18 protein-coding genes are annotated in these 20632 nt (G+C 61.2%); 11 read left to right on the forward strand and 7 right to left on the reverse strand.

What is annotated here, in order from left to right:
* Nucleotides 1–70: 70 nt before the first annotated feature.
* The 5 genes from CCGE531_RS15555 to CCGE531_RS15575 form a co-directional block, all read right to left on the reverse strand.
* Nucleotides 71–772 carry a polysaccharide deacetylase family protein gene (locus CCGE531_RS15555; protein WP_120664985.1) on the reverse strand — a complete coding sequence of 234 codons (702 nt, stop codon included), beginning with the start codon at nt 770–772 and terminating at the stop codon, nt 71–73.
* 11 nt (nt 773–783) lie between these two features.
* A complete protein-coding gene (locus CCGE531_RS15560; protein ID WP_120664986.1) occupies nt 784–1626 on the reverse strand; it encodes a glycosyltransferase family 25 protein in 843 nt (280 codons plus the stop codon).
* 119 nt (nt 1627–1745) lie between these two features.
* The gene (locus CCGE531_RS15565; protein WP_120664987.1) at nt 1746–2363 is read right to left on the reverse strand and encodes a hypothetical protein; all 618 of its coding nucleotides are present in this window, start codon (nt 2361–2363) and stop codon (nt 1746–1748) included.
* 217 nt (nt 2364–2580) lie between these two features.
* Nucleotides 2581–4551: a DUF882 domain-containing protein gene (locus tag CCGE531_RS15570; RefSeq protein ID WP_120664988.1), complete on the reverse strand. Its 1971-nt coding sequence runs from the start codon at nt 4549–4551 to the stop codon at nt 2581–2583.
* Between the two features lie 175 nt (nt 4552–4726).
* A complete protein-coding gene (locus CCGE531_RS15575; RefSeq protein ID WP_120664989.1) occupies nt 4727–6307 on the reverse strand; it encodes a sigma-54 dependent transcriptional regulator in 1581 nt (526 codons plus the stop codon).
* Between the two features lie 220 nt (nt 6308–6527).
* Here CCGE531_RS15575 and CCGE531_RS15580 point away from each other — a divergent pair, with 220 nt between their 5' ends.
* The 9 genes from CCGE531_RS15580 (at nt 6528) to hemH (ending at nt 16755) form a co-directional block, all read left to right on the forward strand.
* Complete coding sequence (locus tag CCGE531_RS15580; RefSeq protein WP_120664990.1) at nt 6528–8372, forward strand: M3 family oligoendopeptidase; 1845 nt, start codon at nt 6528–6530, stop codon at nt 8370–8372.
* 284 nt (nt 8373–8656) lie between these two features.
* Entirely contained in the window at nt 8657–9817 is a 1161-nt protein-coding gene (locus CCGE531_RS15585) for an aminodeoxychorismate synthase component I (protein WP_120666874.1), read from the forward strand.
* Entirely contained in the window at nt 9802–10443 is a 642-nt protein-coding gene (locus CCGE531_RS15590) for an aminotransferase class IV family protein (protein ID WP_120664991.1), read from the forward strand. The genes CCGE531_RS15585 and CCGE531_RS15590 overlap by 16 nt, the downstream gene beginning before the upstream one ends.
* A 4-nt stretch (nt 10444–10447) precedes the next feature.
* Nucleotides 10448–10732, forward strand: coding sequence for a YciI family protein (locus CCGE531_RS15595; RefSeq protein WP_120664992.1), 285 nt, complete (start codon nt 10448–10450; stop codon nt 10730–10732).
* A 262-nt stretch (nt 10733–10994) separates the two neighbouring features.
* Nucleotides 10995–12446: a homospermidine synthase gene (locus CCGE531_RS15600; RefSeq protein WP_120664993.1), complete on the forward strand. Its 1452-nt coding sequence runs from the start codon at nt 10995–10997 to the stop codon at nt 12444–12446.
* 181 nt (nt 12447–12627) lie between these two features.
* Nucleotides 12628–13014, forward strand: coding sequence for a hypothetical protein (locus tag CCGE531_RS15605; RefSeq protein ID WP_120664994.1), 387 nt, complete (start codon nt 12628–12630; stop codon nt 13012–13014).
* Nucleotides 13015–13042: 28 nt separating this feature from the next.
* Nucleotides 13043–13366: a hypothetical protein gene (locus tag CCGE531_RS15610; RefSeq protein ID WP_120664995.1), complete on the forward strand. Its 324-nt coding sequence runs from the start codon at nt 13043–13045 to the stop codon at nt 13364–13366.
* A 148-nt stretch (nt 13367–13514) separates the two neighbouring features.
* Nucleotides 13515–15632, forward strand: a complete 2118-nt coding sequence (locus CCGE531_RS15615) for a 5'-nucleotidase C-terminal domain-containing protein (RefSeq protein WP_120664996.1) — start codon at nt 13515–13517, stop codon at nt 15630–15632.
* A 97-nt stretch (nt 15633–15729) separates the two neighbouring features.
* On the forward strand, nt 15730–16755 hold the full coding sequence (gene hemH, locus CCGE531_RS15620) for a ferrochelatase (RefSeq protein WP_120664997.1): 1026 nt from the start codon (nt 15730–15732) through the stop codon (nt 16753–16755).
* 125 nt (nt 16756–16880) lie between these two features.
* Here the strand turns inward: hemH and CCGE531_RS15625 are convergent, their stop codons facing one another.
* Nucleotides 16881–17789 carry a S1C family serine protease gene (locus CCGE531_RS15625; protein ID WP_120664998.1) on the reverse strand — a complete coding sequence of 303 codons (909 nt, stop codon included), beginning with the start codon at nt 17787–17789 and terminating at the stop codon, nt 16881–16883.
* Between the two features lie 302 nt (nt 17790–18091).
* Here CCGE531_RS15625 and CCGE531_RS15630 point away from each other — a divergent pair, with 302 nt between their 5' ends.
* Together CCGE531_RS15630 and CCGE531_RS15635 are read left to right on the forward strand one after the other, a co-directional pair.
* Nucleotides 18092–19108 carry an SPFH domain-containing protein gene (locus CCGE531_RS15630; RefSeq protein WP_120664999.1) on the forward strand — a complete coding sequence of 339 codons (1017 nt, stop codon included), beginning with the start codon at nt 18092–18094 and terminating at the stop codon, nt 19106–19108.
* A 1-nt stretch (nt 19109) separates the two neighbouring features.
* Nucleotides 19110–19568 (forward strand): NfeD family protein, encoded by a 459-nt coding sequence (locus CCGE531_RS15635; protein ID WP_120665000.1) that lies wholly within the window; start codon nt 19110–19112, stop codon nt 19566–19568.
* On the opposite strand, the gene CCGE531_RS15640 is transcribed toward CCGE531_RS15635, so the two are convergent.
* Nucleotides 19569–20564, reverse strand: a complete 996-nt coding sequence (locus CCGE531_RS15640; RefSeq protein ID WP_120665001.1) for a KpsF/GutQ family sugar-phosphate isomerase — start codon at nt 20562–20564, stop codon at nt 19569–19571.
* Nucleotides 20565–20632: the final 68 nt, after the last annotated feature.

The raw sequence follows: 20632 nt of genomic DNA on the forward strand, positions 1-20632 counted from the left end.
GCATTAGGAAATAAGAAGATAGAGCGTTTTCGCGATTCGAAGAACGGCGAAAAGCTCTAACGGCAGCCCGCTATCCGACAACGCATTTCTTGACGAAATGCAGCCAGCTGTCGTTGCGCCGCACGGTTACACGCGGCAAGCCGAATGGGTCATTGCCCGGCCGCGCCCGGCCGCGCCGCGTGGTCGTCGCGGCACTATAGCCTGCCTCGTAGGTCAGCACCCGGTCGAGCGGCGTTTCGTCGCCATAGGGGAAGCAAAAAGACGAGATGCCCTCGTCGAGCAGGTCTTCCAGCAACTCGCGCGAATGCGTAATCTGGCGGCGCGCCTCTTCCATCGGCAATTGCGGGAGGCGCACATGATCGAGCGTATGCGATCCCACCTCGTGCCCCAGGCTGTGCCAGCGGCGCAACTGTTCGACCGACATGCAGGGCGCATACTCTACACCGATGGGCGTATCCCAGACGTTGCTGCCGCCGATCTGGTTCACCACCACGAAATTCGTGGCGGTAAAGCCGAACTCCTGCAACACGGGCAATGCATTCTCGTAGACATTGGCATAGCTGTCGTCGAAGGTGATGGCGGCGACCTTTCCGGTCTTTTCGCCCCGGATGTAGGGCATTGCTTCGCGCAGCGAGATGCCCTGAATACCCAGCCTTTTCAGCCATTCCATCTGGCGATGGAAGGCTTCGGGATGGACGACCATGCTTCTGAACGGCGTCTTGCGCGAAGGCGGCACCGCAATCTGATGATAAGCGAGGATTGGAACGGTCACGATATGGCGTCTCAGATGAAGCGGCGCGAACGAAGGGCTATTTTCGCGCGATAGAGTGGCCGCAACACCTCTCTGGAAAGCCGCTCCGCCAACGTCTTGTTGCTTTTGATGGTGCTGCCGCCAAGCTGCGGGGAAATTTCATGCACCCCGCCCGGCAGGACTGCCAGCGGGGATACGCGGGTGAACCAACTCATCTGCACGGTCGTATCCACGGGCCGATCAAAAACCGCCGTCGCCTCCAGCAGGCGGATGGCAGCATCGCGGCTGACGAGCTGGGCCACCATGCCGAGACCGATTCGGGTCGGCTGAATGACATTGGCCTGCCCCTCGGAGAGAACGCACTTGCCATGCTCCTTGCCCATGCGGAATGGAAAACGAATGAACGAACCCGGCTTCAGGCAAGCCTTGGCCGCGGTAAAGGCAGTCCGGAACGCATCGTCGATCTCGACGTCATCCTCGAAGACGAGACCGGCGTCGATTCCCTGCTCGACAATGGCGGCCCATGCCTTGCGGTGCGACAGGAAACAGGCAATTTCGCCGCTGCTCATTGCAAAGGGATAATACGGCTTCTGCAGCCGGCGGCGATAGACGCGCTCGACCTCGCCATCCGTCAGGGTGCGGCCGTCGACCGCTTGGATGATCTCGCTTGGCACCGGAAGCTTGGCCGCAAGCCGTTCGACCTGGGGCATGCGGTCGCGGGCGCGCTCCAGATGGATGATGAAGCCGCGAATGACGGGCTGTTTGGCTTCTTCCAGTCTGGCGCCGACGGAACTCTGCGCATGATCGAACTCGAATCCCGTATGAGATCTTTCGAGCGGCATCGCCGAAGACGGGTTGAATTCGTGGGTTTGCATTGAGAATACCTCGGTCAATTTCGCGAGGCTCTAGCAACCCTGAATGAAAGCGGGCTTAGGCAAACCTGAGCCGAAACTGAAAACGGTTGTTTTCAACCGATCTGACAACTGAAGGAAGGTCAGACGAGCAGGCTGATGCGCCCGCTCGCCATCTTGTCGTCGACCCAGCGGCGCTCATCCAGCCAGGCATGACGCTTCCATCCTTCCCAGCTGAAGCCGCACAGCTTCACGTCCCACTCGTCGGCGGGCAACCGCGACAGGACATAGCGGATGCCGAAAAACCCGGTGCTTGGAAAGAGTTGGCGCATCCGGCATTCGCTCACGCCAAGCTCCGCACAGCCTTCGATATAGAATTGCGGCGGCATGATGCGGATCTCCTTGCCGGCAGCACCGATGAGTTCGACCGTCCGCATCGTCCAGTCGCTTCTCCTGCCCTTCAGGCGCGAGAGGAAATTGGGCTTGGGGTGATATTTGCTGATGATGACTGGATGGTAGGCAAGCACGACCTCCTCTGCGGCCTTGAAGGTGGCGCTGGTCAGGAAGGCCGGGTCCGTCAGCCGGCGTTGCATCGGCTTGCTGGAGGCTGCGAGCATGAGAATATCGGTGCGCGATCCGCTCATGCCGATCGACGCCTTCGGCTCGTTGAAGCGCATCGTGAAATCCGCCTTGTCCACGATCTCCGAGAGATCGCGCTGCAGCTTGCCATTGCCGATAATGATTGCCGTTTTTCGGTTCAAACGCGGATATCCAGCCCTTGCGAAGACTGCCGCCCTAATCGGGTTGAATGAAGCGAAGCTGAAAGAAGCGTGAGGCCGGGATGAATAAAATCTGACTTGAACCTGAAAGCGGATACGGTGTCACCTGCAAGCAACAGCACTGCATCTCAGCTGCGCCCGCCATATGCAAAGGGAGCCCAAGCGACTCCCTCAAAACTGCATCGAGCAGGAAATCAGCCTATTCGACAGAATTGAACTTCTTCACCTGGAGGAAATTCACGGCGGAACCGCTGAAACGTTCCGGATCGATCGATGCCGTCTGCATCTTGAAGCCATCCGTATAGACGGCCGTCGGCTGGGCACGCAGCGTCGGGCTGACGAAACGCGGCGCCTTGACCGGACGATTGACGACCTCGACACGAGCCTTTGCAATCGCCCATTGCGAAATCATCTTCTCCGTCAGGGTCGGCGCGGTCGTCACGGTAGCCCGGCCAGCATCGGCCTCGGCCGCATCCTGCCTGCTCGGCCGCGAGCCCTTGGTCGCGATGCCAGCGGCAATCGGACGTTCCTGCGGGGTCACCGTATCGAAGCTGTCGTTGAAACGACGGCTGCTGCTGGCTTTGACCTCGTTGCGGATCGGCGCCAGCGCCGCCACCTGCATCGGCATCTGCTGCGCCGGTCTCTGCTGCGGCAGAACCGAAGCAATAGCCTGGGCGGCACCGTTCCCGGCTGCGGCTCCATCATTGACCGGCGCGATCTGATCTTTCGACGCAACATTGTTGAGCGGCGAGGCTACCGTAGCATTCGCATCGGATCGATCGGGACGGCTCTGCTCGAGAGCAGCGACCACCGAGGGCGAAAGTGCGGCGACATCGGCCTGATCGTCGAGCGCCTCCTGATCCGCATCAGTGGATGCCAAAAGGTTCTCGGCAAGTTCGGGGCGTTGTGCCGGCACAGGTACGGCAGCGACCTGGCCCTTCACGTCAGCTTCGGCCGAGGCCAGCTCGGCATCGCCAGGCGTGCGCCGATCGAGCAGGGACGGCACGGGTACGTTATAGGAGCGAAGATCCGCATATTGCGGCTGATCGTCCGTATTCGGCATCGCGGCGGCAAGCGCGTCCTGCGCGGCGTTACGCGATGGCGAGACGAGCGCGGACGCAACATCGCTGCCGGCGGGCTGATTGCCGAAAGCCGGGCGAACCTGCGGAACGGGCGCGTTTACGCTTGCGACCTGAACCTGGGCCGGAGTTACCTGAGCCGGAGTTTGGACCGGAGCGGCGCTATCGTCACCCTCGTCGCTTGCGGCCGGAGCCGGCTGACCCTTGCGGGTAGCCGAAGCGACGGCCACCGGTGCCGCCGCTACGCCGCTTTCCGCATTGTCCTCTTCCTCATCCGCACCGCCGCCACCAAACAGGCGGGCGAAGAAGCCTCGGCGCGGCGACGAGGAGCTGGCGACCTGGATATCGTCGGACGATATGCGGCGCTTGTAATCGGCAACCGCCTGCTGGTAGCCCGGCAGCGGCCGGCCATCAGCCGGAATATGCATGGTCTTGCCGTCCGGGAACAGGCGGACGAGATCCTGGCGATCCATGCGCGGCCAGGCGCGCACGCCGCCGACATCCATATGGACGAAGGGGGAACCGGAGGTCGGATAATAGCCGACGCCACCCACCTGCAGCTTCATGCCGATTTCGCGCAACTTGGAAAGCTTGACGTCCGGAAGATAGAAATCCATCGCATTGCCGAGCATGTGCTGGCTTTTCTTGGCAACGCCGGTATGGGAGGAACGCGTGCGCAGCATCTCGTTGGTGCCTGGAGACCGGAAACCGCAGATCACGTAGATGAATTCGTGCGATCCGCTTTCGCGATAAGCTTCCCAGATGAGGTCGAACAGGCGCGGGTTCATCTTGGTCGGCTGATTCTTGCGCCAGTCGCGCAGGATGCGGTTCAGCTTCTCCAGGCCGTCCGGATCGAACTTGCCATTGCGCTTATAGGTGATGACGGCCTTTTCGCCGGTGTGAACGTAATAGATCTTGAGGCTGCGGGTTTCGCCGCCAGCCTGCGAGGGAGTGCCGACGAAAACTGGAGTGGAAACAGCCAAAGCAAGGAGGCCAACGGCTGCAACCTTGGCCACCTTGCGAAATAAGTCCGAGCACGCAGAATGCCAGCTCAAGCTTTTAGGCTTGGTATTTCCACTCAGATTCGGCAATTCGATCCCCGTCCGACAGACAATGTCGCATCGTGTTCCAAATGGCTGTCAATTGCGGTGACACGATGGCAAAAATGCCACACATGGTCGCCCTCTTCATACATGGTGAACGATGCACTAACAAGTGCTTTACGACGGGTAACAAAATATGCTTGCCTAAACGTTAAGTGACCACTCATGCGGCGTTTTTTTGCGGGTCATCCGGGTCTATGCCATAGTCCTTCAACTTCCGATAGAGAGTTGAGCGGCCGATACCAAGCTTCCTTGCGACCTGACTCATCTGCCCGCGATAGAATTTCAGGGCAAATCGGATCAATTCCTCCTCGACATCCGCCAGTTTCCTGACGTCGCCTGATGTATTGGTGCTGACGATGACATTGTCGGAGCCGCTCTCCGAAGCGTCGCCGCTTTGGAGCGAAGAGGTTGCAGCCGCGCCTTGAAAAAGCGGGCGTGCGACCCGCTCCGTTCTCTCGGCGGCAACGGCCTCGGCAGCGTGCACATGCGAATTATCCACAACTAAGGTCGGATGCTCGGCGGCGAAGTAGCCTGGCAACTGCGCGGCAATCTGCGGGAAATCGCTATCGAGCAGTTCCGGTCCTTCGGACAGGACGACCGCGCGGAAGATCGCATTTTCGAGCTGGCGGATATTGCCCGGCCAGTCATAGGCCGTCAGCAGCGCAAGCGCGTCGTTGCTGATCCCGAGCGGATGGTCAAGTTTCTGCTCCAGCGCGAACCGGTCTACGAAGGCGCGTGCAAGGTGCGGAATATCTTCCTTGCGGCGGCGCAATGCCGGCATGGTGATCGGGAAGACGTTGAGGCGATAGTAAAGGTCCTCGCGGAATCGCCCCGCCTTGACCTCTTCGATCAGGTCCTTGTTGGTCGCCGAGATCAGCCGGACATTGACCCTCTGCGCGATGCGCGCCCCGACGGTCTCGATTTCACCCTGCTGGACGGCGCGCAGCAGCTTGACCTGGACGTCCAGCGGCAGATCGCCGATCTCGTCGAGGAACAGCGTGCCGCCATCAGCTTCCATGAACTTGCCGACATGGCGCTCCGCAGCACCCGTAAAGGCGCCCTTCTCGTGGCCGAAAAGGATGCTTTCGACCAGATTATGCGGAATGGCGCCGCAGTTGACCGTCACGAACGGCTTGCCGGCCCGGTCGCTGGCGGCCTGGATGGCGCGCGCGACCAGTTCCTTGCCAACGCCGGATTCGCCTTCCAGCACGACCGGAATATTCGATTGCGCCGCGCGATGCGCAAGATCGATTACGCGCATCATCGCCGGGCTTGCCGAGACGATGTCGTCGAAGGTGATGCTGCTCGAGCGCGACTTGCGCCCGGCGCGGGCCTTGGCCTCGCGCTGATCGAGCTTCAGGGCGTTGGCGATCGATGCCGCGATGCGCTCAGGCGATACCGGCTTGACGACGAAGTCGAAGGCGCCGGCCCGCATGGCCTGCACCACCGTGTCGATGCCGCCCTGCCCCGTCTGAACGATCACGGGCAGATCGATGCCCATATCGTTCAGGGCGCCCAGGAACTCGATGCCGTTCATTTCCGGCATCATGAGATCGAGCACGATCACATTGATCTGATCGCTGTTGCGCTTCAGAACTTCGAGGCCGAGACGGCCATTCTCCGCCAGATGAGCAACGTGTCCGTGCCGCTCGATGGCATTCTTCAGCAGACGACGTTGAATCGGATCATCCTCAACAACGAGAATCTGCGCGCCTCCCTTGGCGCTGGTATAAACGGTCATTGGTGCCTCACTTCATGCGAAACCTGAAGCGAACACTCGCAGAAAGGCTTGAACACGAAGTTTTGCCAAATCGTTGCATTTTAATCATTATGACGAATGTAATATCGCTTATGTTTCAAGCGCCAACGCAGGGAAATCAGGCCTTGCCGCAGGCTTTGCAGCCGAATAGACACGAACGGACCGGACGTTCGGAAAAATAAAAACAGAGGAAATATCGCCCATGAGCCCGACCTCGCTCCATCAATCCCTTAACTTCTCCGCGAGCCAGGCTGCCGGCCAAGCGCTTGGCGACCTGCCAGCCTGGAAGCTCAGTGATCTCTATCCGTCCGCGACCTCGCAGGCCTTCCTCGATGACATGGAAAAGGCTGGCAGGATGGCTGTCGCCTTCGAGGAAAAGTGGAAGGGAAAGCTTACCGATGCCGCCGCCAAATCGGGCGATGCCGGTATCGGCGCGGCCCTCAAGGAGTACGAGGCGCTTGACGACATCATGGGCCGTCTCGGCTCGTTCGCCGCGCTCAACTACTTTTCCAATACGATCGATCCGAACAACGGCAAGCTCTATGGCGACGTCCAGTCGAAGCTGACGGACTACTCCTCCCATCTCTTATTCTTCCCGTTGGAACTGAACCGCATCGATGACGCCGTGATGGACGCCTGCATGGCGAAGGACCCCGCCGCCGGCCACTATCGCCCGTGGATCGTCGACCTGCGCAAGGACAAGCCGCACCAGCTCGAAGATAGGCTGGAGCAGCTGTTCCTGGAAAAATCCATGACGAGTGCCGCCGCCTTCAATCGCCTGTTCGACGAGACGATGGCGGAGCTGCGCTTCGAGATCGACGGCGAGAAACAGCCGCTGGAAGTCGCCTTGAACATGCTGCAGGAACAGGATCCGGACGCTCGCCGCAAGGCCGCCATGGCGCTTGCCGAAACCTTCAAGGCCAATCTGCGCACCTTCACGCTCATCACCAATACGCTCGCCAAGGACAAGGAAATCGCCGATCGCTGGCGCGGCTTCGAGGATATCGCCGACTCGAGGCATTTGGCCAATCGTGTCGAGCGCGAGGTGGTGGATGCGCTGGCGGCCGCCGTGCGCGAGGCCTATCCGCGCCTCTCGCATCGCTATTACAAGATGAAGGCCAAGTGGCTCGGCATGGAACAGATGAATTTCTGGGATCGCAATGCGCCGCTGCCGGAAACGCCCAATGCGTTGATCCCCTGGAACGAGGCGAAGGACACGGTGCTATCAGCCTATGGCAGTTTCGCTCCGGAAATGGCCGCAATCGCCAAGCGCTTCTTCGATGAGGAATGGATCGATGCGCCGGTGCGCCCGGGCAAGGCGCCGGGCGCTTTTGCGCATCCGACTGTCCCGTCGGCCCACCCTTACGTTCTCGTCAACTACATGGGCAAGCCGCGCGATGTCATGACGTTGGCCCACGAGCTTGGCCATGGCGTGCACCAGGTGCTGGCCGGCGGCCAGGGCGCCTTGATGTGCCAGACGCCGCTGACATTGGCGGAAACTGCCTCCGTCTTCGGCGAAATGCTGACCTTCCGCGCGCTCCTCGACAAGACCACCGACAAGCGCGAGCGCAAGGCGATGCTGGCGCAAAAGGTCGAGGACATGATCAATACGGTCGTGCGCCAGATCGCCTTCTATGAATTCGAGCGCAAGGTGCATTCGGCTCGCAAGAATGGCGAGCTGACGTCGGACAATATCGGCGAGCTATGGCTCTCCGTACAGGCGGAAAGCTTAGGCCCGGCGATCAAGATCTCCGAGGGCTACGAGACCTATTGGGCCTACATCCCCCACTTCATCCATTCGCCCTTCTACGTCTATGCCTATGCCTTCGGCGATTGCCTGGTGAATTCGCTCTATGCGGTCTATCGCAACGCCGAAAAAGGTTTCCAGGACAAGTATTTCGAGCTGCTGAAGGCTGGCGGCACCAAGCATCACTCCGAACTCCTGAAGCCTTTCGGCCTCGACGCGACCGATCCGTCGTTCTGGAGCAAGGGACTGTCGATGATCGAAGGGCTGATCGACGAACTGGAAGCGCTAGATAGCAAATAAGATCTCTCGCCTGCTCTGAAAAGGGAAGCAGGCCAGGCACCTTCGCCGTTGCCGCATCTTCGCGCATGGCCCCTCACCCCGACCCTCTCCCCGCCAATGCGGGGAGAGGGAGCTAAGGCAACCGCCATTCCATCGTCTGCACAGAATGGTACGGCGGATGCTGAACCAGTCCCCTCTCCCCGCTCGCGGGGAGAGGGCTAGGGTGACGGGCCAGGTGCTGAATGACGGCATATACGATCATGTCTGACGATCGATTTGACAAAGCACTGGATCGAAATTCGCGCATGGCCGATGCCATACCCTACGTCCTTTTCAGGGACGACAGCACAGGACAGGTGATGCTCTTCGCCGAGCCGGCCGAGATCATCATAGCCCATACGCGCGCGCAGTTTTTCGATGCGCTGGACCGCATGGAAAAGGCCAAGCGGCAGGGGAAATGGCTGGCCGGCTACATGGCCTATGAGGCCGGCCATCTCTTCGAGGAAAAGCTCACGGCGTTTGCTGAGGAAAATAGGGAAACGCCGCTGCTCTGCTTCGGGGTTTTCGATGCGCCCGCCGCCGACGGCCATCCGCTTGGCCAGCCGGCACAGCGCCTGGAAAACCAGGAATTCCTGACGGAGCCGAAAGCGGCGTGGAATTTTGAAGTATATAAGGAACGCTTCGACAGGCTGCATTGGCATCTGCGCCAGGGCGATTGCTACCAGGCGAACCTCACCATGCCGATCCATGCCCGTTGGAACGGCGACCCACGCGCCGCTTTCTGGTCGCTGATCGAACGGCAGCCGGTGAAATACGGCGCGCTCGTCGATCTCGGCGGTCCGATCATCCTGTCGCGCTCGCCGGAGCTTTTCTTCCGCACCGACGAGGACGGCTGGATCGAGACGCATCCGATGAAGGGCACGGCCAAGCGCGGCAAGGATGCCGCCGAGGATGACGAGATCATCGCCACCATGCTTGCCGACGAAAAGACGCAGGCCGAAAACCGCATGATCGTCGACCTGCTTCGCAACGATATCTCGCGCATCACCGAAGTCGGCACGCTCGACGTTCCCAGGCTTTTCGAGATCGAGACCTATCCCACGCTGCACCAGATGGTGAGCCACGTGCAGGCCAGGCTGCTTCCCGGCATATCAATCCGCGATATCCTCGCCGCACTCTTCCCCTGCGGCTCGATCACCGGCGCGCCGAAGATGCGGGCAATGGAAATCCTGCATGAACTCGAAGACACCCCCCGCGACGCCTATTGCGGCGCGATCGGCATGATCTCGCCGACAGGCGCCATGCGCTTTTCCGTGGCGATCCGCACGATCACGCTTTTCGAAGACGGCCGCGCGGTGTTCAATGTCGGCGGAGGCATCGTCTTCGATTCGACGGCGGAAGCGGAATATGAGGAATGCCTCCTCAAGGCGCGCTTTGCCGTGGGGGACCGATGGATCGACCGGTAGAGGATTTTTCCCTGATCGAGACCCTGCGCTACGAGCCGGAAACCGGCTTCGTCCGCCTACGCCTGCATCTCGCCCGGCTGCAGCGCTCCGCCCGCCGCCTCGGCTTTTCAGCGCCGAAGAACGTTCTCGGAAAACTCGAGCAGGCTGTTACCGGTGCAGCCACGCCCTTGCGGGTTCGGTTGACGCTGGACCGCGAGGGGCAAACGGCAGTGACGACGGCCCCCTTTACGCCGCTGCCGCCCGACACCCTCTGGCGCGTCCGCATCGCCGCGACCCGGCTCGATTCCGCCGACAAGCTGCTGCGCGTCAAGACCACGCGCCGTGGCGTCTATGAAGCGGCGCGCGCCGAATATCGGCCCGATGAAGCAGACGAGGTGCTGCTGCTCAATGAGAAGGACGAGGTGTGCGAGGGGACGATCACCTCGGTCTTCATCGAGGATGGTCCGGACGCGTTACGCACTCCGCCGATTTCCGCCGGCCTGCTGGCGGGCGTCTTGCGTACCGAACTTATCTGCCAGCGCAAGGCCTGCGTCGGCCGGATCCGGCTCGACGACCTCAAAGACCACACCCTTTACATCGGAAACTCCCTGCGCGGCCTGATCCGCGCGCAACTCCTATGGAATTGATTGAATGTTCATTCTCTCGCTCACCTATCTTAAGGGCAATGACGAAGCCGACAAATACATGGAGCCGCATATGGCCTGGGTGAAGGAAGGCTATGCCAAGGGATGGTTTTTAGCCTCGGGCCGCAAGGTGCCGCGCACCGGCGGCGTCGTCTTCGCCCGCGGCGAGCGGACGGAGCTAGAAGCCTATGTCGCAGCCGACCCCTTCACCATCCATGGCATCGCCGTCTACGAGGTCCAGGAAATCGCCCTCACCACCGTCACCGATGGCTTGGAAGCCCTAAAGGCCTGATCGACGAAGGCGGCCGCCGGAGCCCAGTTCCTCCTAGGTCAGTGAAAACAAACCTTGAAGGCAACAAACTCGTCGCATATGGCGTGTATGTTGGCCTTCTTGACTTTGCCCGGCTAACCCTGAACAGCTCTTTATTGTGACATCAAATTATGATTAGAGCCGCTCATCTCGCGTTTTCGCGCAAACTCTGCCAGCGCTTTCGCGCAAACTCTGATTGAATTTCGCAAACCGAACGGCGTCCTGCCTTTCGAAGGAGAAAAGAATGACGGAAAAGAACTATCCGGTATATGCCGAAATTACCGGTCCGATCGTGATGATCGGCTTTGGCTCCATCGGCCGCGGCACCCTGCCCCTGATCGAGCGCCATTTCAAATTCGACAAAAGCCGGATGGTGGTCATCGACCCGCAGATGGATGCCGAGCACCTGGCGATCCTCGAAAAGCATGGCGTCCGTCATATCAAGGAATATGTCACCAGGGACAATTACAAGGACCTCCTGAAGCCGCTCCTGACGGAAGGCGGCGGCCAGGGCTTCTGCGTCAATCTTTCGGTCGACACCGGCTCGCTCGATTTGGTCAAGCTTTGCCGCAAGCTCGACGTGCTCTACATCGACACCGTTGTCGAACCCTGGCTCGGCTTCTATTTCGACAAGAGCCTGAAGAACGCCGACCGCACCAACTACGCGCTGCGCGAAACCATGCGCAAGGAAAAGGCGAAGAACCCAGGCGGTGCGACGGCCGTTTCCACCTGCGGCGCCAATCCGGGCATGGTCTCGTGGTTCGTCAAGCAGGCGCTCGTCAACCTCGCCAAGGATATCGGCCTGAAGTTCGAAGAGCCGGACCAGCACGATCGCGAAGGCTGGGCCAAGCTGATGAAGAAGGTCGGCGTCAAGGGCGTCCACATTGCCGAGCGCGACACGCAGCGCACCAAGCATCCGAAGCCGCTCAACGTCTTCTGGAACACCTGGTCTGTCGAAGGCTTCATCTCCGAAGGCCTGCAGCCGGCCGAACTCGGCTGGGGCACCCATGAAGAATGGATGCCGAAGAACGCCAAGAAGCACAAGAAGGGCTGCCAGGCCGCCATCTATCTGGAACAGCCGGGCGCCAACACCCGCGTCCGCACCTGGTGCCCGACCCCCGGCCCGCAATATGGCTTCCTCGTCACGCACAATGAGTCGATCTCGATCGCCGACTATTTCACCGTGCGCGACAAGGACGGCGAAGTCACCTTCCGCCCGACCTGCCATTACGCCTATCATCCCGCCAATGACGCCGTGCTTTCGCTGCACGAAATGTTCGGCAACGGCGGCACCGCGCAGCCGGTCCATCACGTTCTCGACGAGGACGAGCTCGAGGACGGCATCGACGAACTCGGCGTGCTGCTCTACGGTCATGCCAAGAATGCCTACTGGTACGGCTCGCGCCTGTCTCTCGAAGAGACCCGCCGCATCGCTCCCTACCAGAACGCCACCGGCCTGCAGGTGACCTCGGCCGTGCTCGCCGGCATGGTCTGGGCGCTGGAAAACCCGAATGCCGGCATCGTCGAAGCCGACGAAGTCGACTACAAGCGCTGCCTCGAAGTGCAGCTGCCCTACCTTGGCCCGGTCGAAGGTCACTACACGGACTGGACGCCGCTCGACGGCCGTCCGGGCCTCTTCCCGGAAGACATCGACACCAAGGATCCCTGGCAGTTCAGGAACATTCTGGTTCGCTGAAAGCGATAGCGTTCGTCCGATAGAACGCTTCAATGCCCGCACAGGTCGTGCGGGCATTTTTGTTACGCAAGCCAGATAAATCAAGCAGATCGGCCGTGAAGCCTTGCTTTAGCCCGATGGCCGCGTCATCTTCCTTGCAACCGATGCGCCTCTAGTCCGCCCTTATTCGCGGGAGACATTTATGAAGATAAGAACCTTGCTTGCCCTCGTTGCCGCCGCGTCGGCCCTGTCCGCCTGCGTCGATTTCGGCGGATCGAGGCCGCCGCCGATGGGAATGAACACCGGCGCCCAGCCGCGGACGAACTCGGTGGAAGGCAGCTGGGCCGATACGAACGGCCTGAACTCGACCTTCAACGCCGGCCGATTCGAAACGCACACCACGGACGGCACGAACCAGCAGATGGCCTCGGGAACCTACACGACCGATCCGTCGGGCACGATCCAGATCAATCTTTATTCGAACATCAAGCGCACATCGTCGAAGGTGAATTGCTTCCTGGCCAATCCGAGCCAGCTCAATTGCACCTCCGAAACCGGCGGGCATTTCTCGCTCAATCGCCAGGGCTGATATGAGCCCGCTGGACGGATAAGGCATCATGCGCGGCGTGCTGGTCCTCTATCTGGCTCTCATTGCAGCCTTCCCCGTCGCCCTCCTGGCGACGGTTCTCCCCGTCAACACCTATCGGGCGCAGGGCATCGAGGCGCTCGATTGCGATGGGCCGATCAGCGTCCTCACCTTCGCCCTGCCGGCCCTGCTGATCTATGGCGCCGGCGCGATCCTTCTCTACCGGAAGCGGAAACGGCGCTTTCATCTCGCGGCTTCCCTTTGCTGCCTGCTGGTCTTCTGCACCGTCGGCTGGAATGCCGCCGCGGCATTGCGGGAATCCTACGGCCCCGCCTCCGTCGAGGCATGCGCCTGATCCGGCGGCTCATTTCGCCGCTTGCAAAAATCCTAATGAAGCCAACAGCTTTTGCTTGCACTCGCTTGTCCGTGATGAAAACATCAACGCGGGAGGGCCGCCGTGGGGCATAGGCGGACCGGATTGCGATGACCAACAGGAGAGACAGATGAAGCAGGCCTTCGGAGTGGGCCTTTTGGCCGCCACGCTGCTGGCGCTCAGCACCAGCGCCGCCTTCGCGGACTATCAGCTCAACATCCTGCACTTCAATGATTTCCATTCGCGCGTGGAATCGATCAACAAGTTCGATGCGACCTGCTCCGCGGCCGAGGAAGCCAAGAATGAGTGCTTCGGCGGCGCAGCCCGGCTGAAGACCATCATCGACCAGCGCCGCGCCGCGCTTGCCGGCCAGAATGTGCTGGTTCTCGATGCCGGCGACAATTTCCAGGGCTCGCTGTTCTACACCACCTACAAGGGCGCGGCCGAAGTCGAATTCCTCAACGACGTGAAGATCGACGCCATGACGGTCGGCAATCACGAGTTCGACGATGGCGAAGGCCCGCTTGCGGCCTTCCTCGACAAGGCGCAGTTCCCGGTCGTAACCGCCAATCTGGTGGTCGACGACCAGTCGAAGCTTGGCGAGCGCATCAAGAAATCCATCGTGCTCGATATCGGCGGCCAGAAGATCGGCATCGTCGGCGCCGTGACGACCGAAACACCGGAGCTGGCCTCGCCCGGCCCGCATGTGAAGATCACCGACGATGCCGCCGCCATCAGCGCCGAGGTGGATGCGCTAAAGTCGCAGGGCGTCAACAAGATCATCGCCCTTACCCATGTCGGCTATCCACGCGATGTCGAGAAGATCGCCAAGATCGCCGGCGTCAGCATCGTCGTCGGCGGCCATTCGCACACGCTTTTGTCGAATACCGACCCGAAGGCAGCCGGCCCCTATCCGACCATGGTCGACAATCCGGCGGGCTATAAGGTGCCTGTGGTACAGGCCGCCTCCTATGGCAAGTATCTCGGCGATCTCGTCGTCACCTTCGACGACAAAGGCGTCATCAAGGATGCCAAGGGTGACCCGATCCTGCTCGATGCCTCCATCAAGCCCGATCCGGCGATCGCCGCTCGCGTGCAGGAAATGGCCAAGCCGATCGAGGAACTGCGCAAGAAGGTCATCGGCAGCTCGCAGGCCCCGATCGAAGGAGCGCGTGAAATCTGCCGCGTTCAGGAATGCTCGATGGGCAATCTCGTTGCCGATGCGATGCTCGACCGCACGAAGGCGCAAGGAATTTCCATCGCCGTCCAGAACGGCGGCGGCCTGCGTGCCTCCATCGGCGCCGGCGATGTCAGCATGGGCGATGTCCTGACCGTGCTGCCCTTCCAGAACACGGTCGCGACCTTCCAGCTGACCGGCGCGGAGGTAAAGGCGGCGCTGGAAAACGGCCTCAGCCAGATCGATGAAGGCGCCGGCCGCTTCCCGCAGGTTGCCGGCCTCAAATACAGCTTCGACAAGACAAAGCCGGCCGGTAGCCGCCTGGTATCCGTCGAGGTGCAGGAAGGCACGGAATTCAAGCCGATCGATCCTGAAAAAGCCTATGGTGTCGTCAGCAACAATTATATGCGCGCCGGCGGCGATGGCTATGCGGTCTTCGCCAAGGATGCCAAGAACGCCTATGATTTCGGCCCCAATCTGGAATCGGTGGTCGCCGACTATCTTGGCGCGCACAACCCCTACAGGCCCTATACGGACGGTCGCATAAGCCAGGTCGGCGCAGCCACGGCAGCGGCGCAGCCCGAGCCGGTAAAGCCGGCCGATACTGCCACACAGCAGGCCGCGCCCGAGCAAAAACCGGTACCGGCCACCGACGGTGGCGCAGCCTCTTCCACTGCGACGCCGCCCGCCTCTTCGGCTCCCAAGGTCACGATACCCAGCACGACCATGCCGGCAAATCCGGCGGCGACGCCATCCGCTCCGGCAAAATCGGACCCGGCAACGTCGACGCCCGCCACAGCGGCGCCCGCGACGGAAACTCCGGCAACCGCGACACCCGCGACGAGCGCTCCCGCCGCAACAACGCCGGAGGCAACCGCACCGGCAGTTTCGGCCAGTGAACCGCCAAAGACGCCGACGACGCATGTCATCGTCGCCGGCGATACGCTCTGGGATCTTGCCAAGACCTACTATGCCAATGCCGGGCAATGGCACAAACTTCTGGCCGCCAACCGCAATATCAAGCCGCATCATCTCCCGGTCGGCGAAAAGTTGAGGATTCCGTCCAAGTAAGGACGATTTGTCTCGCATGAGAGAGTCGGTCCGGGCTTTCCCGGGCCGGCTTTTGTTCTTATGTGAAGTGCTTCGTTTCGCTTAGAAGGTATGATTGATGACCGCAGCAGCCGTGACCGGCCAACCACAACAGCAATCCGGCAAGATCGGCGTCCTCCTCGTCAACCTCGGCACCCCTGACGGCACCGACTACACATCGATGCGGCGCTATCTGCGTGAATTCCTGACCGACCGGCGGGTGATCGAATGGTCGCGTTGGAAATGGTATCCGATCCTCTTCGGCATCGTCCTCAACACCCGGCCGCAGAAGGTCGGCAAGGCCTATGAGACGATCTGGAACAAGGAAAGGAATGAGAGCTTCCTGCGCACCTATACCCGCAACCAATCGGAGCTTATGGCGGCGCGGCTAGCGGACCTGCCTGATGTCATCGTCGACTGGGCGATGCGCTACGGCACGCCATCGATTGGTGAGCGCATTCAGGCGCTGCAGGATCGCGGCTGCGACCGCATCGTACTCTTCCCTCTCTATCCGCAATATGCGGCGGCAACCACCGCCACGGTCAACGACAAGGCTTTCGAGAAACTGGTGAAGATGCGCTGGCAGCCGGCCCTGCGCACCGTGCCGGACTATCATACCGACCCGACCTATATCGAAGCGCTTGCCGCTTCCGTCACCCGGCATCTTGCGACGCTCGACTGGCAGCCGGAAAAGGTACTGGCCTCCTTCCATGGCATTCCGCTGTCCTACTCACAGAAGGGCGACCCCTACTACGGCCAATGCATCGAAACCGGCCGCCTGCTGCGCGAAAAGCTCGGACTTACGGAGGATCAGTTCATGGTCACGTTCCAGTCCCGTTTCGGTCCGGAGGAATGGCTGCAGCCCTATACCGACAAGACGGTGGAAGAGCTTGCCAAAAGCGGCACCAAGCGTATCGCCGTTCTCAATCCGGGCTTCGTCTCCGACTGCCTGGAGACGCTGGAGGAAATCGCCGAGCAGGCAGCCGAATCCTTCCATCATAATGGCGGCGAGAAATTCACCCATATTCCCTGTCTCAACGACAGCGAAGACGGCATGAAAGTGCTCGAAAAGGTCGTGCGGCGGGAGCTGCTGGGCTGGGCGTGAGAGGCCCGCCGGCGGCGGACGTCTAGAGCAATTCCAGGAAAAGTGCGCAGCGGTTTTCCGTCCGGAATGCGTAGAAAAACAAGAAGATAGGGCGTTTTCGCGATTCGAAGAAAAGCGGAAATGCTCTATTGCAGCTGCGGCTTCTTGAGGAAGCTGCCGCGATCGGCCGACTTGACACGCAGCCAGGCTTCGCGGCCATCGCGCAGCACCCGCATGGGGATCTCGGCGCCGGCCGGCCCGCTCTCCCATACCTTGCGGTAGAAGTCCGCGAGACCGTCCACTTCTCCGTCGCGGATCTCCGAAATGACGTCGCCACGGCGCAATCCCGCCTTGGCCGCCGGACCGCCCTCGGTGACGCTCATGACAACGACTTCGCCATTGCTTTCGGCCGAGAAGGCCCCAAGCCAGGGCCGTGGCGGCTTGCTGACCCGCCCGCGCTTGATGAGATCGTCCAGGATCGGCAATAGCAGGTTGATCGGCACGATCATGTTGATGTCGGCGCTATCGCCGTTCTCGGTTGCCATCTGCAAATGCAGCGAGCCGACGCCGAGAAGCTTGCCATCTTCGTCGAGGAGAGCCGCGCCGCCCCATGAGGGATGCGCCGGCGCAACGAAGATCGCCTCATCGACCAGATATTCCCAATAACCGGCAAACTCCTGCTTGGCGACGATCTTCGCCTCGACGAATTGACCGATCCCGTCGGCAACGACGACCGCATCGCCGATCTCGGCCTTGTCCGCGTCGCCGAATTCCAGGGCGGGCACGTCGAGTGGACCGAGCGCCTGCACCAGACCGAACCCGGTTTCCTGATCGTAAGCCAAGGCATGGCCAGGCACGACGCGGCCGCTATTGGTCGTCAACCAGACATTGTCGGCTTCGGTAATCAGGTAGCCGATGGTCAAGACGAGCCCGTTGCCCCGGATGACCACGCCGCTGCCTTCCCTGCGGGTGCCGAGCGTTGCCGCTGTGAAGGCATCTTCCGGAATTGAGGCGTGCACGGCCACGACCGACCGCAAGGTCCTATCGATATTCATAGCTCCACCCTGGTGATGCGCGATGACATGGCCCAAAAGGCTGCTTAGCAGCGGGGCCGGAATTCTTACAATAAAGTATGAAGATCAACCGCCGGAAGCAAGACCCGGTCGCGATTGATTGATTCGAACTTGCCAGCGCCTTCCCTTTCGACGCCCATTCCTCACTTGTCGAGAACATGTTAACCCACCACATCTGATTGAGCTGCCGCCTCGTATGCTCGACCGAGCGATCGAAGGCAGAACGGCAGCGATTGACGCGACGCGGTTTCGCTGCAGGCGGGGCGCGCCCATGGAGGAGTTTGATGGTAGTCGGTGGTTTCAGCATCGTCGTGATTGCCCTGATCGTCTTGGTCATCCTAGTGCTGTTCGCAGGGATCAAGACCGTGCCGCAGGGCTATCGATACACGGTCCAGCGCTTCGGTCGCTACATCCGCACATTGGAGCCGGGGCTCAACCTGATCGTGCCCTTCATCGAAACGGTCGGCGCGCGCATGAACGTGATGGAACAGGTGCTGGCCGTGCCGACACAGGAAGTCATCACCAAGGACAATGCCAGCATCGCGGCCGATGCGGTCGCCTTCTTTCAGGTGCTGAACGCGGCCCAGGCCGCCTATCAGATCACCAATCTCGAAAACGCGATCCTCAATCTCACCAAGACCAACATCCGCTCCGTCATGGGCTCCATGGACCTCGATGAATTGCTGTCGAACCGCGATATGATCAACGAGCGGCTGCTGCGCGTGGTTGACGAGGCGGCCGAACCCTGGGGCATCAAGATGACGCGCGTCGAGATCAAGGACATCCAGCCGCCGAAAGATCTTGTGGATGCCATGGCGCGGCAGATGAAGGCCGAGCGTGAAAAGCGCGCGCAGGTCCTGGAGGCAGAGGGCCTGCGCAACGCCCAGATCCTGCGCGCCGAGGGCGCCAAGCAGGCAGCCGTGCTGCAGGCGGAAGGCCAGCGCGAAGCCGCGTTCCGTAATGCCGAGGCGCGCGAGCGTCTTGCCGAGGCCGAAGCCAAGGCGACCCGCGTGGTGTCCGAGGCCATCGCCGAGGGCAATGTGCAGGCGATCAATTACTTCATTGCGCAAAAATACACCGAAGCCCTGACCGCGATCGGCTCCGCCGGCAATTCGAAAATCGTGCTGATGCCGATGGAGGCCAGCTCCCTCATCGGCTCGCTCGGCGGCATCGGCGCCATCGCCCGCGAAGTCTTCGGCGACAATGGCGGCGGCAACGGCGCTCCGCAACCTTCCCAGCCACGGTCGGGCACGGTTCGCACCACGCCGTCCGTCAATCCGCTGCCCTCTCGGGAGAGCTGAGATGTTCGACAATCTTGTCGTGGAACTCGGCCCCTGGAGCTGGTGGCTGTTCGGATTGGTGCTGCTCGCCGCCGAGCTGATCCTGCCGGGCTTCTTCCTGGTGTGGGTCGGCCTGGCCGGCATCATCGTCGGCGCCTTGTCACTGCTTTTCTGGGATAGCGCCTTCTGGGTCTGGCAGGTGCAGGGGCTCGTCTTCGCGGCCACGGCCGTGATCGTCACCCTGATTGGGCGCCGCTATCTCTACAATAACAACCAGGTTACGGATGAGCCGTTCCTGAACCAGCGCGGCGCCAGCCTGGTCGGGCGCACGGCAACCCTCGAGCAACCGATCGCCGAAGGCCGGGGGCGCATTCGCCTGAACGATACCTACTGGACGGTCAGCGGGCCGGACTTGCCTGTCGGCACGCGCGTCAAGGTCATCGCCAGCAACGGCCGTGAGCTTACGGTCGAACCCGTCTGATCAGACAACGCCGATCCGCAGCAGGTCGTGGAAGTGCACGAGACCGATCGGACGCCGCTCATTGTCGACGACAATCAGCGCCGAGATATTGTGGCGATTGAGCACGGCCATGGCGCTCGTCGCCAGCGTCGTCTCCTTCACCGTCTTCGGATTGCGGGTCATCACCTCATCCACGAGCTTCTCGGCAAGGCTGGTGCCGAGATTGCGGGCGATGTCGCCATCGGTGACGATGCCGCAGAGGCAACCGTCGTCGTCGATCACGCCGACACAGCCGAAGCGCATTCGCGAGAGCCTCATCGCCGCTTCCGGCATGCCGGTGCCGAGCTTGACCAGGGGCACACGATCGCCCTTGTGCATGATATCGGCGACGTGCGAGAGGCTGGCGCCCAGCTTGCCGCCCGGATGGAAGGTACGGAAATCCTCAGCTGTAAAGCCCCTCGCCTCCAGCAGCGCCACGGTCAGCGCATCGCCGATGGCAAGCTGGAGCAGCGTCGATGTCGTCGGCGCCAGCCCGTGCGGGCAGGCCTCCTGCTCCTTCGGCAGCAGCAGAACCACGTCCGACTCGCGTGCAAGGGTGGAAGTCTCGCCGGCGGTGATGGCGATCATCGGGATCGAGAAGCGGCGGGAATAGCTGATAATGCCGCGCAACTCGGCGCTCTCGCCGCCCCAGGATATCGCGATGATGACGTCGTCCTGCGTGATCATGCCGAGATCGCCGTGATTGGCTTCGACCGGATGCACGAAGAAAGCCGGGGTCCCCGTGGAGGCCAGACTGGCGGCAAGCTTGTTGCCGATATGGCCGCTCTTGCCGACGCCGGTGATGACGACGCGGCCGCTGATGTCGCCGATGATCTCCACCGCGCGGCTGAAAGGCTCGGCCAGACCGTTGGTCAGAGCGCGTTCCAGCGCCTCCATGCCCCGCCTCTCGGTCTCGATCGTCCGCATGGCGGATTCGATCGCACCGTTCTCGATGAGTCTCACAGCTCTCTTATTCATGAGGGAGGCCTAACGCTTTTCTCCAAATCTGTCCACAAAAGATCGACTTATGGCCCAACGCCGGCCTG

The sequence above is a fragment of the Rhizobium sp. CCGE531 genome (assembly GCF_003627795.1).
Lineage (GTDB): Bacteria > Pseudomonadota > Alphaproteobacteria > Rhizobiales > Rhizobiaceae > Rhizobium.

Coding starts and splice junctions, on each gene's coding strand:
- CCGE531_RS15560 (WP_120664986.1), bottom strand. CDS start 1,626: ATGCAAACCCACGAATTCAACCCGTCTTCGGCGATGCCGCTCGAAAGA.
- CCGE531_RS15575 (WP_120664989.1), bottom strand. CDS start 6,307: ATGACCGTTTATACCAGCGCCAAGGGAGGCGCGCAGATTCTCGTTGTT.
- CCGE531_RS15580 (WP_120664990.1), top strand. CDS start 6,528: ATGAGCCCGACCTCGCTCCATCAATCCCTTAACTTCTCCGCGAGCCAG.
- CCGE531_RS15585 (WP_120666874.1), top strand. CDS start 8,657: ATGGCCGATGCCATACCCTACGTCCTTTTCAGGGACGACAGCACAGGA.
- CCGE531_RS15590 (WP_120664991.1), top strand. CDS start 9,802: ATGGATCGACCGGTAGAGGATTTTTCCCTGATCGAGACCCTGCGCTAC.
- CCGE531_RS15595 (WP_120664992.1), top strand. CDS start 10,448: ATGTTCATTCTCTCGCTCACCTATCTTAAGGGCAATGACGAAGCCGAC.
- CCGE531_RS15600 (WP_120664993.1), top strand. CDS start 10,995: ATGACGGAAAAGAACTATCCGGTATATGCCGAAATTACCGGTCCGATC.
- CCGE531_RS15605 (WP_120664994.1), top strand. CDS start 12,628: ATGAAGATAAGAACCTTGCTTGCCCTCGTTGCCGCCGCGTCGGCCCTG.
- CCGE531_RS15610 (WP_120664995.1), top strand. CDS start 13,043: ATGCGCGGCGTGCTGGTCCTCTATCTGGCTCTCATTGCAGCCTTCCCC.
- CCGE531_RS15615 (WP_120664996.1), top strand. CDS start 13,515: ATGAAGCAGGCCTTCGGAGTGGGCCTTTTGGCCGCCACGCTGCTGGCG.
- hemH (WP_120664997.1), top strand. CDS start 15,730: ATGACCGCAGCAGCCGTGACCGGCCAACCACAACAGCAATCCGGCAAG.
- CCGE531_RS15625 (WP_120664998.1), bottom strand. CDS start 17,789: ATGAATATCGATAGGACCTTGCGGTCGGTCGTGGCCGTGCACGCCTCA.
- CCGE531_RS15630 (WP_120664999.1), top strand. CDS start 18,092: ATGGTAGTCGGTGGTTTCAGCATCGTCGTGATTGCCCTGATCGTCTTG.
- CCGE531_RS15635 (WP_120665000.1), top strand. CDS start 19,110: ATGTTCGACAATCTTGTCGTGGAACTCGGCCCCTGGAGCTGGTGGCTG.
- CCGE531_RS15640 (WP_120665001.1), bottom strand. CDS start 20,564: ATGAATAAGAGAGCTGTGAGACTCATCGAGAACGGTGCGATCGAATCC.